Consider the following 15604-nt stretch of genomic DNA (forward strand, 5'->3'; position numbering starts at 1 on the left):
TGCGCTCAGGCTTCGGTGAGTTGCCCGGCGTTCATGTGCCAGCGGCGGGTGGCGCTGACCGAACCCAGCATGCGGCGGTCGTGGGTCACGAGAATCATTGTTCCGGTGAAGGATTCGACGGCCTGCTCCAGTTGTTCGATGGCGGGCAGGTCGAGGTGGTTGGTGGGTTCGTCGAGGACGAGCAGGTTCACCCCGCGCGCCTGCAACAGTGCCAGCGCCGCGCGGGTCCGTTCACCGGGGGAGAGGGTTTCGCAGGCACGGCTCACGTGAGCGCCGCGCAGCCCGAATTTCGCCAGCAACGTGCGCACCTCGGCATCCGGCCAATCCGGCATCTCGGCACCGAAAGTTGCTGCGAGCGAGGTACTTCCGCTGAACAGCCCGCGCGCCTGATCCACCTCGCCGATCTGGACACCAGACCCCAAAGCGGCAGTTCCATTGTCGGGCCGAATCTTTCCGAGCAGCAAAGCGAGCAGTGTCGACTTTCCGGATCCGTTCGCCCCGGTCAGCACGATCCGGTCGGCCCAATCCACCTGCGTCGTAACAGGTCCCAGCGTGAAGTCGCCGCGCGTGACGGAAGCCTGGGAGAGCGTCGCTACCACCGCTCCGCTCCGCGGGGCCGCGGCGATCTCCATCCGCAGCTCCCACTCCTTGCGCGGCTCCTCCACCACGTCCAGCCGCTCGATCCGCCGCTGCGTCTGCCGCGCCTTCGCCGCCTGCTTCTCGGTCGATTCGGCGCGCGCTTTGCGCCCCATCTTGTCGGAGTCCCCGTTCTTGGCCTTACGCCGCGTATTCCGCACCCCGTGCTCGAGCCAGTTGCGCTGCATCTGCGCCCGGGACTCCAAACCCGCTTTGGTGTCGGCGTATTCGTCGTACGTCTCGCGCGCGTGCTGCCGGGCGATCTCCCGCTCCGCCAGATACGACTCGTAACTCCCGTCGTAAACCCCCACCTGCTGCTGCGCCAGGTCCAGCTCCACGATCCGATTCACGGTGCGCGCCAAGAACTCCCGATCATGGCTGATCACCATCAACGGCACCCGCACCCCGGTGACGAACTGCTCCAGCCGCGCCAGCCCATCCAGATCGAGATCGTTGGTCGGCTCGTCCAGCAGCAGAATGTCGAAGCGCGACAACAACACCGACGCCAACCCCGCCCGGGCCGCCTGCCCACCGGACAGTCCGGTCATCGGCGTATTCAGTCCGGTCACAAGGGAATCGGTGAGCCCGAGATCCGCCGCCACTTCCTCGGCCCGCTGATCCAGATCCGCCCCGCCCAGCGCGAGCCACCGCTCCAGCGCCGGCGTGTAATCGTCCTCGCCGCCGTCGGTCAGCCGCTCCGCCGCCGCGTCCATCTGCCGCTGCGCTTCGGTCACCCCGGTTCGCCGCCCGAGGAACTCGAGCACCGTCTCCCCGGCGATCCGCTCCGGCTCCTGCGCCAGGTACCCCACCGTCGCATCCGGCGGACTCAACGTAATGGTCCCGGTCGGCGCGTTCCGCTCCGCCAGCATCCGCAGCAACGTCGACTTCCCCGCCCCGTTCACGCCCACCAGCCCGATCACGTCCCCCGGCGCGAGCGTCAGATCGAGATCCTCGAACAACGTCCGTTCCCCGTGTCCGGCGGCCAGTCCACGCGCATGCAGAGTGCTACTCACCAGCGCAATTCTGCCGGTCGCCGGTGCGAGCGCGACAACCGGCCTTCAGGGGAGACCCTGAGGGTGGGGGACGCGGAAATCAGGGTGGGGATCGGGCTGAGGACCGATGTCAGGTGGCTATTTCCGGAGCAGAGTGGAACACAGAGCGACCGACATCAACGGGGATGCCGCTCAAACGGCGTCAGCGTGGATGCCCGCAAAGTCGCTGAACGAAGACGAAAGGAATCACAATGACCGCCCCTGCCCGCCGCCTCACCCGCTCCACCCACGACAAGTGGGTCGCCGGAGTCTGCGGCGGCCTCGCCGAATACTTCGGCTGGAGCCCCAACGTAGTCCGGCTGCTGTTCGTCCTGTCCTGCCTGCTTCCCGGCCCGCAGTTCGTCGTCTACCTGGTGCTGTGGCTGGTCATCCCGAAAAAGTGATCCTCGCCTATCGGTAAGGGGGCTGCGCCGCGCGCCCGCGGATGACAGGATGGGGTGGCCCCGCGCTTCGCGGGCGTCGCCCGCAGCCTGTTGAGGAGGAGTCATGGTCATTCCTGGAGAATTCTCCGGCCTGGATCTACCCACCATCGACGCCCACACCTCCCTCGACGGCCTAGGCGCCGTCGAACTCGACAACCCCACCCAGGACATCAACGGCGACGGCTACTTCGACAGCGTCACCACCACCGGCGAAGAAGCGATGCAGGTCTGGTCGGATTTCGACAATGACGGCATCGCCGACCACGTCAAAGTGGTGGAGAAGGACGGCGATTACGCCGCCTGGGAATTCCACCAGCACCCGGACGGCACCCAGGAATGGGTTCGCACCGACGAAGGCACTCTCGGCAAGTAGTTCCCACCCGCAACCTGGCCGGCGGCACCGGCCAGGTTCGCGTGCGTCAGTGCGGCGTGGGCGTGGTGGTCAATGGTGCGGGCGTGGTGGTGAGCGCGTGCCTGCCCCCGGTGGTTTCCAGCTCGAGTGGCCCCTCGATCGCGTAGACGCCGCCGGTCATACCGCCGCGGTCCAACTCCAGGATCGACAACAGCACTTTCTCGGTGGGCACCAGCGCAGGGAAACTATCGGGCGCGATCGCGTTCGCCCGCACCCCGAACTCCTTGAACTCCACTGCCATATGGCGCGTCAGATGATTCAGCGCGGCCTTGGACGACCCGTACAGCGCCTGCCCGCCTGGATAAACTCCCGTGCCCGCAAGGCTGGATACGTTGACGATGTTGCGATTGCGAGACCGGTTCCGGTCCCGATCATGCAGCCAGCTCTTCTGGGCCAGTCGCGTCGCCAACCGCAGCGGCACTTCGACATTCGTCCGGAAGTGGTTGTCGAAGTCGTCCAGCGCGGCGTCCCCGTCGACCACGCCTTGACCGTGCCACACCATGTGCGCGGCATTGTTTATGAGCAGGTCCACCGTGCCGAACCGCGCGAGGGCCAGATCGACGACGCGCTCCACCTCGCCCTTCTCGGTCAGGTCGGCGCGCAGCAGATAAGCCTGCGAGCGGTTCTCCGGCAGTTCGGCTTCCGGGTCGAACGGGTCGACAAACCATTCGTACTGGGTGGGCACGCCCGGGGTCCGGTCCCGATGCACCGCCACGATGTCGTACTCCGTGTAAAGAGCCTGGCAGAACGCATTGCCGAGCAGCCCGCCCGCACCGGTGATCAGCGCGACCCTCCGGTCACTCAGCACCCGTCCACCATTCGACAATTCCGTCTCCTCCCCAACCAGCGGCAGGTTGATCTTAGGTTGTAGGCACTGCGGATTCGACTCCAGCAGAGTTAAACTCGTTGCAACGGCCCCCGCACTCCGGCCCCTTCGAGGGGCAACTCCGGCCGCAGGCTGCGATGATCCGCGCACTTCCGTGCGGATCATCGGAACCTGCGGAGCTTCACCCCGAGCGCTGGGCCAGCGAAGCGAGCAACGCTTCCTTCAAGCGATCCGGATCCGATCGCAGCAACTCCGTCACCGGGCTGTACACCCGCAACTCGTCGGCCGCCAGCATCTTGGCGCGGGCTTCATCATCCGGAATCCACGAGCGGAAGTAGTCCCGCGCCTCATCCCACTCACCGGTCTCATCCGCCGCACGGATCAGATCCCGGGACCGCAACATGAACTGCAACTCGATCGGAAGCCCTGGCTCATCCCACCAGTAGTTCGAAAACCCCCCGTGGTTCCGGAACTTGGCAACCCAGCTCTCGAACGACGGATTCGGGAAGTGCAGGACCACCGGCCCGATCGCGTAATGGTGTTCGCCCACATAGTCGTGAAACTCGTGAATTCCCGCCCGCACCCCGGGTGAAACTCGTACGGCGCTCTTCCCGTTGCCGTACGCCATGAAATCGGTGCGCCCATTGACCCGGAACAGGGTGCATTCAGCGAAGCAGTTCTCCGGCTCATGTGCCAAAGGCACCGCTTCATGATTCGCGAACGTGACCTGCCCCACGTTTTCCTGAGTTCGCCAGGCGCCATCGCTTTCGTCGTAGAGCAGTTCGTCGGCATCCAAAGCGGCAACCCAGGCGAATCCGTGGTCGAGGGCATACGCCACCGCAGTCTGGGCGTTGGCCATTTGTCGCCGCATCACAGCAGATGGCGTGTTGTCGCTGCGGTCGCCTACGCCGTCCAGCACGAGCACCCGGCCGGCCTGCGCATGCGCTTCGAACATCGGCCGCTTCGCCGGGTCATCCAGGAAGACCATGATCAGCGCGGCTTGCCGCAGATGAAAATCCAGCCAAAAGCTATAGCCGGGAACGGGATTCAGCATCGTTGCACAAATGAGCAAGCGATTGCGCGCCGCCGGCGTGGGGTTGTCGGACACGGGCCGATGGTAGCCAGCCGCGTCCCCTTCGGTCTGCAGAGGTTGCATCACATGGATGGTGCGAGAGGCATCATGAAGGGTTCGCCGAAGATGTGCAGCCAGAGTTTCTCGCAGAAGAATCCGTGCGGAGCCGGGCCCATGGCCGCCTGCCGCAGCCGCACCATGGCGCGTGTGGGGAGCTTCTCGATCAAGTGCGTGCGAACTCCGAAAATGGCACCGATGCCATAGCGTCCCACTACGTGCTGCGCGGCTTGGTCGGCGATTTCCGGCAGTTCGCACATCTCCAAGAAGTGGGCGGCGATGTTGACGCCCTCGGGCAACCGGTGCAACAGCCGGTACTCCCGTCCGATACTTTCGGCGGCGATATCGACCCATTCCAGTGCTTGAAATGTATTGAGTGCGAACAGTTCCTCACGCGCCCGCAATCCCTGGAGGATCGACCGTTCGGGAGTGAGCAGGATCGGTGGCGGTATGTGGCTTTCCGCTTTCCACCACCAGGTCAACGTCTGCACGTCGGACCAACGGTCCGGAGTGGCCAGTAACGCGAGGAAGTCTGGACTGTGCTCGCAAGGGTCGCCCTGGCTGAACACGGTGAATTCGCCTGTACCAGGCCCATATTCGAGCATATGGGTCAGGTAGGTGTCTGATTCGCGACCGGCATTGCGAAGTGCGGTAAAGGTTTCCGCGCGCTCACGCACCTCCGGCGAGACGGTCGCATCCCCCTTGTTGTAGATGTGCACACGGTAGGTGTCGGGCACCTGCAACACCCAGTCGAGAGACTCGTTGTAGCGCGCGATCACCAGATCGTGGACACCGCTGATCGACTCCATCCCGCCCCGTTCCTCTGCTCGTGTCACCCCACGGTGAAGCGCCAGGTGCCATTCAGCGTCCGTGGAACCCGCCGCGCTTCTCGCCCGCATACTCCCACGACCGGGCATGGCCGCGCGCGCCGCCGTTGCCGGCCGGGCCTCGCCGCCTGTGCTCGCAACCGCCACCGCGATTGAACCTTCCCGCTGCACCCAGTAGATTTTCCGGCATAAGACTTGGGGGCAGGCTGGTCGGGGTTTCGATGGAACCGAAACCCGGCGACATGCGTCGAAGGAGGTAGGGGCGGCGCTGGGCCGCCGGGTCATCAGGGACGGATGGAGGGCTTCGTGGCGACAAGCAACCAGGTAACGGTAGACACGACGAACTTGCAGAAGATCGGTAGCAACCTGAAGACCTCGGCCGCCAACGTCGGGAACAAGACGGCGGATGTGAAGGATTGGAAGTTCGGGGCGGCGCAGGCCGGCCGGAAGTACGACGTCGCCGGCACCAAGGTCGGCAACGAGATCGGGCGGATCGCGACTTGGCTGAAGAATTGGCAGACGGCGATCGACAAGACCGGGGCCAACATCACCACGAGTGCTACCAGCTACGCCTCCGTTGATGATTCCAACGTCAAGAAGATCACAGCAGCTGGGGTGAATCTCGGTTGAACGCTCGGGTTGCCGGAACGAATTCAAGTCGCTGCCCGTTAGGGGAGGTGTCGTATGGCTGAAACTACTGATCTGTCTGTTGCCGGAAATGCGACTGCGGATGAGATTTTGAACGACGGCGCGACCGGACTTCAATATTTCAAGGAGTATCTGGAACGATACGCAACGTGCTACTCGAGTCTCAAAATCGGACGCGCCGAAATTGCGAGCCTGAATGTTTCTTCCCTCTACGCCAAGTATGACTGGGAACGGCAAATGGATATCGCGGCGCTGGAGCGGATGGCAGCCACACTCGCGAAGGTCCTCACGTCCGCAAAGGAGGAGTTGACCAAGCAGGAGACGCAGCGCAACGCACTGCCTTCGGTTTGGCAAGGGACGGCGGCGGATGCCGCGCTGACGATGCTCAACTCCCAGGTCGTTCGGGCAACCGAGGATCAGGTGGACGTCTCGGGTATCTCGACGAAACTTGCGTCTACGGCGGAAGGCTTGCGAGCAGCGGTCAAGGCGAAAGCTCAGGCCGTGAAGAAGTATTGGCATCCTACGCAGCCGGATATCCCTGATTCCAATGGTCTCGGCCGAAAGTCGATAGATGCATTCATTATGCACGCGATAATGAATGAATACGCCGAGCCCGGCCTTTCCGCTAAGAGGTGGCTGGAAACAAAATTTCAACCAGCCGTAGAAAATACCATCAGTAACTTCGAAACTCTGTGCACCGAAACTGAGACCACAGTGAATGGGCTCTACGACCAGCTCAGCTCTGAGTTGGCCAAACTGGACACTGCGGCGTATCCGATGCCTGCGGACACCACTTCCCCGAGCACTCCACCGTCGACTGTCCAGGCCCCGTCGCCGACCGGAACCAATCCTGGGCCGGGCCCGAGCACGACTCCCTCGCCGAGTATCACGCCCACGCCGAGTGTCACGCCCACGTCGAGCATCACGCCCAGCACGACACCGACACCGAGCAGCACCGTACCGGCGTCGACCAATATTGCGCTGAGTGGTCTGGCATCCACCCTCGCGACAGCGCTCACCACAGCGGTGAGCTCGCTCGCCACAGCCGCGACGACGGGCCTGACTGCGCTCGGAACCGCCATTTCCGAAGCCATCGAAGACTTCACAGATGACGAGAAGGACGACGACGACAAGGACGACGACGGTAAGGACGACGGCGAGAAGAAGGACGGCGAGAAGACCAAGTCGACCGAATTCGACCTTGCCGGTAAGCATTACAAGCTCGAGGTCGGCGCGGATGGGCAGCCGAAGCTGGTCGAGACCGACTCGGAGGGCAAGACTCGCGAGCTCAGTGTGAAGCTGGACTCGAACGGCAATCCGATCATCTCCAGTGAGGAGAAGAAGGAAGAGTCGAAGCCGGCCGCCGGCACTCCCGCCGCGGGTACTCCGACTTCGGGCAATCCGACCGCCACGGTGCCGCCAGCGGGCACCAAGAAGGGTGGGGAGGACGGCGAGCACACCCCGAAGACCGCCCCGGTCACCGGTGAGCAACAGCAGCAGGCGCCGGTCCAAACCGGGGCGGAGCTATCCGAGGCGGGTCCCCTGTGAAACTGATGAAGCAAAGTAGTGATCGCCGTGGATTATGAAACCGAGGCCCTGGTAGCTGAACACTTGCGAAGGGTCGCGAGCCTCGAAGACGAACTCGCAGAGATGAATCGGCGCTTGAGCCAGGACCATAACGGCGCTGAAATCCTGGCTGCTATCGAGCGTGTCGAGGCGGAGGAAGAAGAGCGGGCTCGCGAGGAAGCTGAAGAGCGCGAACGTCTGGAACTCGAAGCCCGCTCAGAGCGTGAACGTTTGGCGGCGGAAGCGCGCGAAAAGCTGGAGGCGATGACACGTTCGGCTTCCGCGCGCCACGCCGCGGGCTTCGTCCCGCCCAGCGACGATGACGAGTGGGATGATCCGGATTCGCAGTACTACCGGCGTGACAGCTGGCTTGTTTAATCACCGGGGACACAAAAGAAAATGGTTATGAAGCTAGACACTGACTGGCGAAACTGGCTGGCAGAGAACGTGGATCGCGGTTGTACCGTGGAGACGATCGTCGGGTCGATGGTCGGGGCCGGGTTCACCGAAGAGGCTGCTAACAAGGCTGTGCAGCGGTTTATGGGGGGTGAGTCCGCGCAACCTGTTGTGCGGGAACCGAATCCGGTTTACGTCTATGACGATTGTCCGGTGCCTAAGAGCAACGTGATTCGCGCGTTCGACCGCGATATCCGGGTTGTGATGCGGGTGCAGCAGCCTCAGGTCATTCTGTTCGCCGACGTGCTGTCGGAAGACGAGTGCGATCAGATGATCGAGCGTTCGCGCGACCGGCTCAAGCGGTCTACCACCGTCAATGGCACGACCGGTGTCGACGAGGTCATCAGTAATCGGACCAGTGAGGGTGCGGTGTTTCAGCGCGGGGAGGATTCGCTGATCGATCGGATCGATCGGCGGACTTCGGCTTTGATGAACTGGCCGTTGGAGAATGGGGAAGGGCTGCAGATTCTGCGGTACGGCCCCGGGGGTGAGTACAAGCCGCATTTCGATTACTTCCCGCCGGAGGATCCCGGTAGCTGGCAGCATGTTTCGATACCGGGGCAGCGGATTTCGACGTTGATCGTCTACCTGAACGACGTCGAATCCGGTGGTGCGACAGCTTTTCCGGAGGCCGGGCTGTCGGTGACTCCGAAAAAGGGTGGGGCGCTTTACTTCCGGTACTGCAACGGCGAGGGACAGCTGGACCCGCTGACCCGGCATTGCGGTGAGATGGTGAACGCCGGGGAGAAGTGGATCATGACGAAGTGGATGCGTCAGCGCGGGTTCTGATGCGGCGGGGCTACTTTCGCAGCAACGACGCGATCGCCCCGATCCCGACCTTCGGCTTCTCCTCGTCCCGAGGCGCGTTCGGATCGATGACCTGGGTGTGCGGGATCTGCGCGTCCGGGTCGGCGAACGGCTGATACTTCTTGTCCTCGAGCAATGTGGACAGCAGGAATCCGGTGAGCAGTCCGCGGACGGCCCGGGCTGTCTTGTGCTCGTACTTGCCGACTCCGAGAGCCCCCAGTGCGCGTCGCCCCTCGACGATCCCATTGTTGGAGGCTCCGTCGAGGGCGCGCAGGATCGCCGGGCCGCCCCAGGCGGCGGTCAAGGGGATCGCGTTGCAGCTGACCGTGTCGATGTCGGACGCGCTCGACAGGATCAGGGCGGGGATCGACAGGTTGGATGCCAGCGACTCCGCGGACGGGGCGGTGGGGGCGGGAGCGATCGCGCACAGTGCGCCGACGGAACGTTGTGTGGCCGCGATCACTGCGGCGCCGGCTCCCATGCCGTGGCCGACGAGTGCCAGCCGCTGCGGGTGGACGCTGAGCATGCCGTCGCCCAGGCGGACTCCGGTGCAGATGTCCAATGTGGTGAGCAAGTCGGTCGCCAAACCGAGGTGTGACGGAATCGGCCCGCGTTCGGTGTCGGGCGCGGCGACCACGAAACCCCAGGACGCTAGGTGCTCCAGGGTCCCGCGGTAGTGGGAAACCCCGGTCAGCCAGCCATGACCGAAGGCAACGCAGGGGAGGTCCTTGCCGGACTCAGGGGTGAACACCACCCCCGGTTGACCCGCGATGGCCAGGTTTCCGCGCAGCACTCGGTGCGGTCCCCGGCTGGTCAGGGTGCTCAGTAGCGATTTCACAGACGCCGACACGGCATGAACGTTATCCGATAAGTAGTCTGGTGAGCCATGTGCGGAATCGTTGGCTACGTCGGGTACCGGGACGCGCTCGGCGTTGTCGTTGACGCGTTGCGCCGCATGGAATATCGCGGCTACGACTCCGCGGGTGTGGCGATCCTCAACGGCGCGGGTGCGCTGGCGGTGGAACGGAAGGCTGGGCGGCTCGCGAATCTGGAGGCTGAGCTGGCCGAAGCCGGGGAATCCGAGTTCGCCGGCAGCACCGGGATGGGGCATACCCGCTGGGCGACGCACGGTGCGCCGACCGATCGCAACGCGCACCCGCACCGCGATGTCAGCGGCAAGATCGCGGTCGTGCACAACGGGATCATCGAAAACTTCGTGCCGTTGCGTAAGGAACTGGAAGACGCGGGCGTCGAGCTCACCAGCGACACCGACACCGAAGTCACCGTGCACCTGGTGGCCCGCGCGTACGCCGACGGCCCGACCAAGGGTGATTTCGTCGCCAGCGCGCTGGCGGTGCTGCAACGGCTCGAAGGTGCCTTCACCCTGGTCTTCACGCACGCCGACCACCCCGACAAGATCATCGCGGCGCGCCGCAACACGCCGCTGGTCATCGGTGTCGGTGAGGGCGAGATGTTCATCGGCTCCGATGTCGTCGCGTTCATCGAGCACACCCGCGAGGCCGTCGAACTCGGCCAGGACCAAGCCGTCGTGATCACCGCCGACAGCTACGAGGTCACCGACTTCGCCGGCAACACCGATGTCGAGACCCGTCCCTTCACCATCGACTGGGATCTCGCCGCCGCCGAGAAGGGCGGCCACGACTACTTCATGCTCAAGGAGATCGAGGAGCAGCCCGCCGCCGTCGCGGACACCTTGATCGGGCACTTCGTCATCGACGAGCACGGTGGCCGCATCGTCCTGGACGAACAGCGCCTCGCCGACCAGGAACTCCGCGAATTCGACAAGGTCTTCGTCGTGGCCTGCGGCAGTTCGTATCACGCGGGCCTGCTGGCCAAGTACGCCATCGAACACTGGACCCGCCTGCCCGTCGAGGTCGAGCTGGCCAGCGAATTCCGTTACCGCGACCCGGTTCTGGACCGCTCCACCCTGGTCGTCGCGATCTCGCAGTCCGGCGAAACCGCCGATACCCTCGAGGCGGTCCGGCACGCCAAGGAGCAGAAGGCGCGCGTTCTGGCCATCTGCAACACCAACGGTGCGCAGATCCCGCGCGAGTCGGACGCGGTCCTCTACACCCGCACCGGACCCGAGATCGGTGTCGCGTCCACCAAGGCGTTCCTCGCGCAGGTGGCCGCCAACTACCTGGTGGGCCTGGCCCTCGCCCAAGCCCGCGGCACCAAGTACCCCGACGAGGTGGCCCGCGAGTTCGCCGAACTCGAAGCCATGCCGAAACTCGTCGAGCGCGTCCTGGAGACCGCTCCCCAGGTCCGCGCCATCGCCCGCGAACTCGCGCACGTCCCCACGGTGCTGTTCCTCGGCCGCCACGTCGGCTACCCGGTGGCCCTCGAAGGCGCCCTGAAACTCAAGGAACTCGCCTACATGCACGCCGAGGGTTTCGCGGCGGGCGAGCTCAAGCACGGCCCGATCGCCCTGATCGAGGACGGCCTTCCGGTGATCATCGTGATGCCCTCCCCGAAGGGCCGCGCGGTGCTGCACTCCAAGCTGCTCAGCAACATTCGCGAGATCCAGGCCCGCGGCGCCCGCACCATCGTCATCGCCGAGGAAGGCGACGACACCGTGCGTCCCTTCGCCGACGACCTGATCGAAATCCCCACCGCGCCAACCCTGTTCCAGCCGCTGCTGTCCACGATCCCGCTGCAGGTCTTCGCCGCGGAGATCGCCCAGGCCCGCGGCTACGACGTGGACAAGCCGCGCAACCTGGCGAAATCCGTCACCGTGGAGTGAGCAGTACGCAGTTCAGTTGACGGTGACCGTTCCCCGCATCTCCGGATGCAGCGAGCACAAGTAGCGGTACGTGCCGGGCATGGTGAAGGTGTAGCTCCACTCGCCCTGGGTGAAGATCGGGCTGTTGATTCCCATCGCCTTGTCGCCGATGCCCTGCACGGAGTGCGGCACCTTGTCGTCGAACTGCCACTTGACGGTGTCGCCGACCTTCACCGTCACGGCATCAGGCGAGAACTTCATGTCGGCCACATCCACCGTGACCGTGGCGGGCTTGGTGTCGGCAGGCACGGTAGCCGAACTCGACGGTGCTTTTGTCGTCGTCGTGGACGACGACCCCGAGTCCCCGGACCCACATCCAGCCAGCAGCATCCCCACCACAGCGAACCCGGTTGCGACCCGGAAGGACTTCACGCGACTGTCTAGCGGCATGAATCCGAAGCCTAGTCGCCAGGTGCGCGGCCCCGGTCGGCGAACCGTTGCGGGACCGGGGCATGCCCGGGATGATCTGACGATATGACTGCGCGATTCGAGTACAAGGTCGTCGAAATCCGGGAAGGCCTGATCGGGGGGAAACTTTCTGGTTCGAAACTGGAGAAGATCCTGAACGACCACGCCGGGCAGGGCTGGCAACTCAAGACAATCACCGCGGCGGAGGTGAAGGGGCGCGTCGGTCCCGGCGGCGTCGAAGGCCTGCTCATCACCTTCGAGCGCCCGATCGGCTGAGTCTCGCCGGGCGAACCGGCTCGCCGGATCGGCGGACCGTCGTGCGGTCGGCGGTAGGGTCGGGGCGATGAGCCTGGCCACGTAGCCGATCGACGTTGTGGAGGCGAGCGCGTATGTCCGAGGATCCGAACGCCGCTGACCGGCGCGGATATTTCTCTGCCGACGAGGTTCGTGCGGCGGAGGCGGAGCTGTTCACCCGGGTGCCGGACGGGGTGCCGATGCAGCGGGCGGCGCATGGATTGGCGACCGTCGTGGCGGAGGAGTTGCGGGCCCGGACCAGGGGTGTCGCCGGCCGGTCGGTGACGTTGCTGGTGGGCTCCGGGGACAACGGTGGCGACGTGCTGTGGGCGGGAACGATGTTGCGGCGGCGGGGTGTGTCCGTCTCGGCGGTGCTGTTGAATCCCGAGCGTGCGCACGCGAAAGGCCTTGCCGCGCTGCGGAAAACCGGCGGCCGCATCCAGGACCACCTCGGCGACCCGCACCTTGTGATCGACGGCATCGTGGGAATCTCCGGTCGCGGTCCGCTCCGGCCCGATGCCGCGGAACTCGTTGCGGGCATCGATGTCCCGATCATCGCCGCCGACCTGCCCAGTGGCGTCGATCCGGACACCGGGGCGGTCGAGGGCGCGGCCGTTCGCGCCGATGTCACCGTCGCGTTCGGTGCGTACAAACCGGTGCACGCGCTCGCCGCGCCCTGGTGTGGTCGAATTGAGTTGGTGCCGATCGGATTACGGCTGCCCGAACCCCGGCTTGCGGCGCTGGAACCGGCGGCGATCGGCGCGAAATGGCCGGTGCCGCACGCGACCGACGATAAGTACACGCAGGGCGTCACCGGTGTTTGCGCGGGCAGCGCGACCTACCCCGGAGCGGCCGTCCTGTGCACGGGTGCGGCGGTGGCAGCCACTTCCGGCATGGTGCGCTACGTCGGGACCGGCGCCCACGACGTGCTCGCACATTTCCCGGAAGTCATTGCCAGTCAAACCATCTCGGCCACCGGTCGCGTGCAGGCCTGGGTATTCGGCCCTGGTGCGGGCACCGATTCCGACGCGCACAAACGCCTCGGCGAAATTCTCGCGACCGACCTTCCGGTGGTCGTCGACGCCGATGGGCTCACGATGCTCGCCGCGGACCCCGGCCTGGTTCGCGGCCGCTCGGCCCCGACCGTGCTGACACCGCACGCCGGAGAGTTCACCCGCCTGACCGGCCATGAGCTGGGGCCGGATCGCGTCGGGGCAGTTCGCGATCTGGCCGAATCCTGGGGCCTGACAGTGCTTCTCAAAGGCCGTGCCACCCTCGTTGCCGCCCCTGGTCGCCCGGTACTCGTCAACGAGGCGGGCGGCTCCTGGTCCGCGACCGCAGGCTCCGGCGACGTCCTGTCCGGCATCATCGGCAGCCTCCTCGCGGCGGGCCAGGACCCGCAGTGGGCCGCCGCCGCAGCAGCCCGGGCCCACGCTCTTGCCGCCAATCTCGCTGCCTACGACGGAGACTCGGCTCCCGCTCCGATCTCGGCGAGCCCGCTCCTGGCTCAGCTCCGCTCCGCGATTCGAACCCTGCGCGCACTCAGCGCATCGGACGCGTAGAACCCGCCGAGCCATTCGGAACCTGCCGGTACACGGCTGACCGCCTGCCCGGCGCGGGATCAGCTTCCGGAACCGGAGGGCGCCGGGCGCGGGTTGTTGTCGACTACCGCGCTGCGGTATTCGATCTTGAACGGTGACTGCGGGAACGTCTGTCCCGGAACCCATTTCGGCGGCACGTGCTCGTATTTTCCGTCACGTAACTCGGGCGGCTGCTGCTCCCAGGTGCCGGGGTCGATCTGGGGTGCGCACATGTAGGCGAGAGGCTCGGTGGTGCGTCGCCCGACGTACCTGATTTCCGTGGAAATCCCGTTCCAGCAAGTGACTTCGGCTTCGACGCGGTAGACGTCGTCGGTGTCGTTGCGGCAGGAGTAGTTTTCGCACCAGAGGCCAGGCGCGAGTTCCGATGCGGCCGCCGTGGGGGCGAGGGCGGTAAGGCCGAGCGCGGCGACGCTGAAGGCGAATGTCAGACGCAGACCCATGTGACTCCTACTCGTCGGCCCCGACCTGAACGCCACGGTACCGACAAAACGGGCAGCCACCACGTGACCTGCGCCATCCGGTGGAGGGTTGCGCGGGGCGCCCGCGCGGGGATGGCAGGATCGGTCAATGTGAATGCGCAAGTGGAGACGGTCGTCGATCTGGATGCCATTGCCCACAACGTGCGGATCCTGCGGCAGCACGCGGGGGACGCGGCGGTGATGGCGGTGGTGAAGGCCGACGGCTACAACCACGGTGCGGTCGAGGTCGGCCGGGCGGCGCTGGCAGCGGGGGCGGCCGAGCTGGGGGTGACCACGGTCGGTGAGGCGCTCGCCCTGCGGGAGGCGGGGATCACCGCGCCGATCCTGTGCTGGCTCAACAACTCCGACGCCGATTTCGCCGCGGCCATCGCGGCCGACATCGAGATCGGGGTGTCGTCGCCGCAGCAGCTGCGGGCCGTCGAGCACGCCGCCCGCACGCTGGGCAAACAGGCGATCGTCACGCTCAAGGTGGACACCGGCCTGAACCGCAACGGCATCGCCCCCGCCGAATATCCCCAGGTCCTCACGGCCCTGCGGACGCTTGTGGATGATCAGGTGGTGCGCCTGCGCGCGATCTTCTCCCACCTCGCGCACGCCGACGAACCCGAGCACCCGTTCATCGACGTGCAGCGCGACCGATTCCTGGAAGCCATCGCCGCGGCGAAATCGCACGGCCTGGAACCGGAATTGGTGCACCTGGCCAACTCCGCCGCCACCCTCACCCGCCCCGACCTGGCCTTCGACCTGGTTCGCCCGGGCATCGCCGTGTACGGCCTCAGCCCCGTCCCCGACGATTTCGGTCTGCGTCCCGCGATGACCTTGCAGGCTCGCGTCGCCCTGGTGAAACCGGTTGCCGCGGGGGAGGGCGTCTCCTACGGCCACCAGTGGACCGCCCCGCACGACACCACGGTCGCGCTCATCCCCGCCGGTTACGCCGACGGCGTCTTCCGGCCGTTGAGCGGGCGCTTCGAGGTCATCCTGGGCGGTGTCCGCCGCCCCAATATCGGCCGCGTCTGCATGGACCAGTTCGTCGTCGACCTCGGCGATAACGCCGTCGGCGTCACCGAGGGTGACACCGCCGTTCTCTTCGGTCCCGAAGGCCCGCACCCGCAGGAGTGGGCCGACCTGCTCGGCACCATCCACTACGAAATCGTCTGCGCGCCCAAGGGCCGAGTCCGCCGCCGCCACATCGGCGAGGTGTGACCCCCGACATTGCCTGCACCCACAGCGTGTGTTCG

At 65.5% G+C, this 15604-nt stretch carries 17 protein-coding genes; 10 read left to right on the forward strand and 7 right to left on the reverse strand.

The genetic code is table 11. The features are described from left to right. Positions 1–5 precede the first annotated feature (5 nt). Complete coding sequence (locus IBX22_RS22215; protein ID WP_194817417.1) at positions 6–1649, reverse strand: ABC-F family ATP-binding cassette domain-containing protein; 1644 nt, start codon at positions 1647–1649, stop codon at positions 6–8. A 230-nt stretch (positions 1650–1879) separates the two neighbouring features. Between IBX22_RS22215 and IBX22_RS22220 the strand changes: the two genes are divergently transcribed. Further along, complete coding sequence (locus tag IBX22_RS22220; protein WP_194817418.1) at positions 1880–2071, forward strand: PspC domain-containing protein; 192 nt, start codon at positions 1880–1882, stop codon at positions 2069–2071. Positions 2072–2174: 103 nt separating this feature from the next. Beyond that, entirely contained in the window at positions 2175–2483 is a 309-nt protein-coding gene (locus tag IBX22_RS22225) for a DUF6802 family protein (RefSeq protein WP_194817419.1), read from the forward strand. A gap of 46 nt (positions 2484–2529) precedes the next feature. On the opposite strand, the gene IBX22_RS22230 is transcribed toward IBX22_RS22225, so the two are convergent. The 3 genes from IBX22_RS22230 to IBX22_RS22240 form a co-directional block, all read right to left on the reverse strand. Next, complete coding sequence (locus IBX22_RS22230) at positions 2530–3348, reverse strand: SDR family NAD(P)-dependent oxidoreductase (protein WP_228538917.1); 819 nt, start codon at positions 3346–3348, stop codon at positions 2530–2532. Between the two features lie 181 nt (positions 3349–3529). Beyond that, complete coding sequence (locus tag IBX22_RS22235; protein ID WP_194817421.1) at positions 3530–4456, reverse strand: hypothetical protein; 927 nt, start codon at positions 4454–4456, stop codon at positions 3530–3532. 47 nt (positions 4457–4503) lie between these two features. After that, positions 4504–5286, reverse strand: a complete 783-nt coding sequence (locus IBX22_RS22240; RefSeq protein ID WP_194817422.1) for a hypothetical protein — start codon at positions 5284–5286, stop codon at positions 4504–4506. Positions 5287–5598: 312 nt separating this feature from the next. On the opposite strand from IBX22_RS22240, the gene IBX22_RS22245 reads away from it, so the two are divergent. The 4 genes from IBX22_RS22245 (at position 5599) to IBX22_RS38320 (ending at position 8763) form a co-directional block, all read left to right on the forward strand. Beyond that, the gene (locus IBX22_RS22245) at positions 5599–5934 is read left to right on the forward strand and encodes a hypothetical protein (protein WP_194817423.1); all 336 of its coding nucleotides are present in this window, start codon (positions 5599–5601) and stop codon (positions 5932–5934) included. A gap of 54 nt (positions 5935–5988) precedes the next feature. Next, entirely contained in the window at positions 5989–7500 is a 1512-nt protein-coding gene (locus tag IBX22_RS22250) for a WXG100 family type VII secretion target (RefSeq protein WP_194817424.1), read from the forward strand. Positions 7501–7518: 18 nt separating this feature from the next. Beyond that, positions 7519–7896, forward strand: coding sequence for a hypothetical protein (locus IBX22_RS22255; RefSeq protein ID WP_194817425.1), 378 nt, complete (start codon positions 7519–7521; stop codon positions 7894–7896). Positions 7897–8127: 231 nt separating this feature from the next. Beyond that, complete coding sequence (locus tag IBX22_RS38320) at positions 8128–8763, forward strand: 2OG-Fe(II) oxygenase (protein WP_309234727.1); 636 nt, start codon at positions 8128–8130, stop codon at positions 8761–8763. A gap of 10 nt (positions 8764–8773) precedes the next feature. Here the strand turns inward: IBX22_RS38320 and IBX22_RS22265 are convergent, their stop codons facing one another. Then, entirely contained in the window at positions 8774–9631 is an 858-nt protein-coding gene (locus IBX22_RS22265) for a dienelactone hydrolase family protein (protein ID WP_194817427.1), read from the reverse strand. A 36-nt stretch (positions 9632–9667) separates the two neighbouring features. Between IBX22_RS22265 and glmS the strand changes: the two genes are divergently transcribed. Then, positions 9668–11545 (forward strand): glutamine--fructose-6-phosphate transaminase (isomerizing), encoded by a 1878-nt coding sequence (glmS, locus tag IBX22_RS22270; protein WP_194817428.1) that lies wholly within the window; start codon positions 9668–9670, stop codon positions 11543–11545. A gap of 12 nt (positions 11546–11557) precedes the next feature. Here the strand turns inward: glmS and IBX22_RS22275 are convergent, their stop codons facing one another. After that, positions 11558–11974 (reverse strand): plastocyanin/azurin family copper-binding protein, encoded by a 417-nt coding sequence (locus IBX22_RS22275; RefSeq protein WP_194817429.1) that lies wholly within the window; start codon positions 11972–11974, stop codon positions 11558–11560. A gap of 84 nt (positions 11975–12058) precedes the next feature. Between IBX22_RS22275 and IBX22_RS22280 the strand changes: the two genes are divergently transcribed. Further along, positions 12059–12268, forward strand: coding sequence for a DUF4177 domain-containing protein (locus tag IBX22_RS22280; protein ID WP_194817430.1), 210 nt, complete (start codon positions 12059–12061; stop codon positions 12266–12268). Positions 12269–12381: 113 nt separating this feature from the next. Then, entirely contained in the window at positions 12382–13848 is a 1467-nt protein-coding gene (locus tag IBX22_RS22285) for an NAD(P)H-hydrate dehydratase (protein WP_194817431.1), read from the forward strand. Between the two features lie 59 nt (positions 13849–13907). Here IBX22_RS22285 and IBX22_RS22290 read toward each other — a convergent pair whose 3' ends face one another. Beyond that, on the reverse strand, positions 13908–14327 hold the full coding sequence (locus IBX22_RS22290; protein ID WP_194817432.1) for a hypothetical protein: 420 nt from the start codon (positions 14325–14327) through the stop codon (positions 13908–13910). A gap of 111 nt (positions 14328–14438) precedes the next feature. Here IBX22_RS22290 and alr point away from each other — a divergent pair, with 111 nt between their 5' ends. Further along, the gene (alr, locus tag IBX22_RS22295) at positions 14439–15569 is read left to right on the forward strand and encodes an alanine racemase (protein WP_194817433.1); all 1131 of its coding nucleotides are present in this window, start codon (positions 14439–14441) and stop codon (positions 15567–15569) included. Positions 15570–15604 lie beyond the last annotated feature (35 nt).

This window comes from Nocardia sp. XZ_19_385, from assembly GCF_015355755.1.
Lineage (GTDB): Bacteria > Actinomycetota > Actinomycetes > Mycobacteriales > Mycobacteriaceae > Nocardia.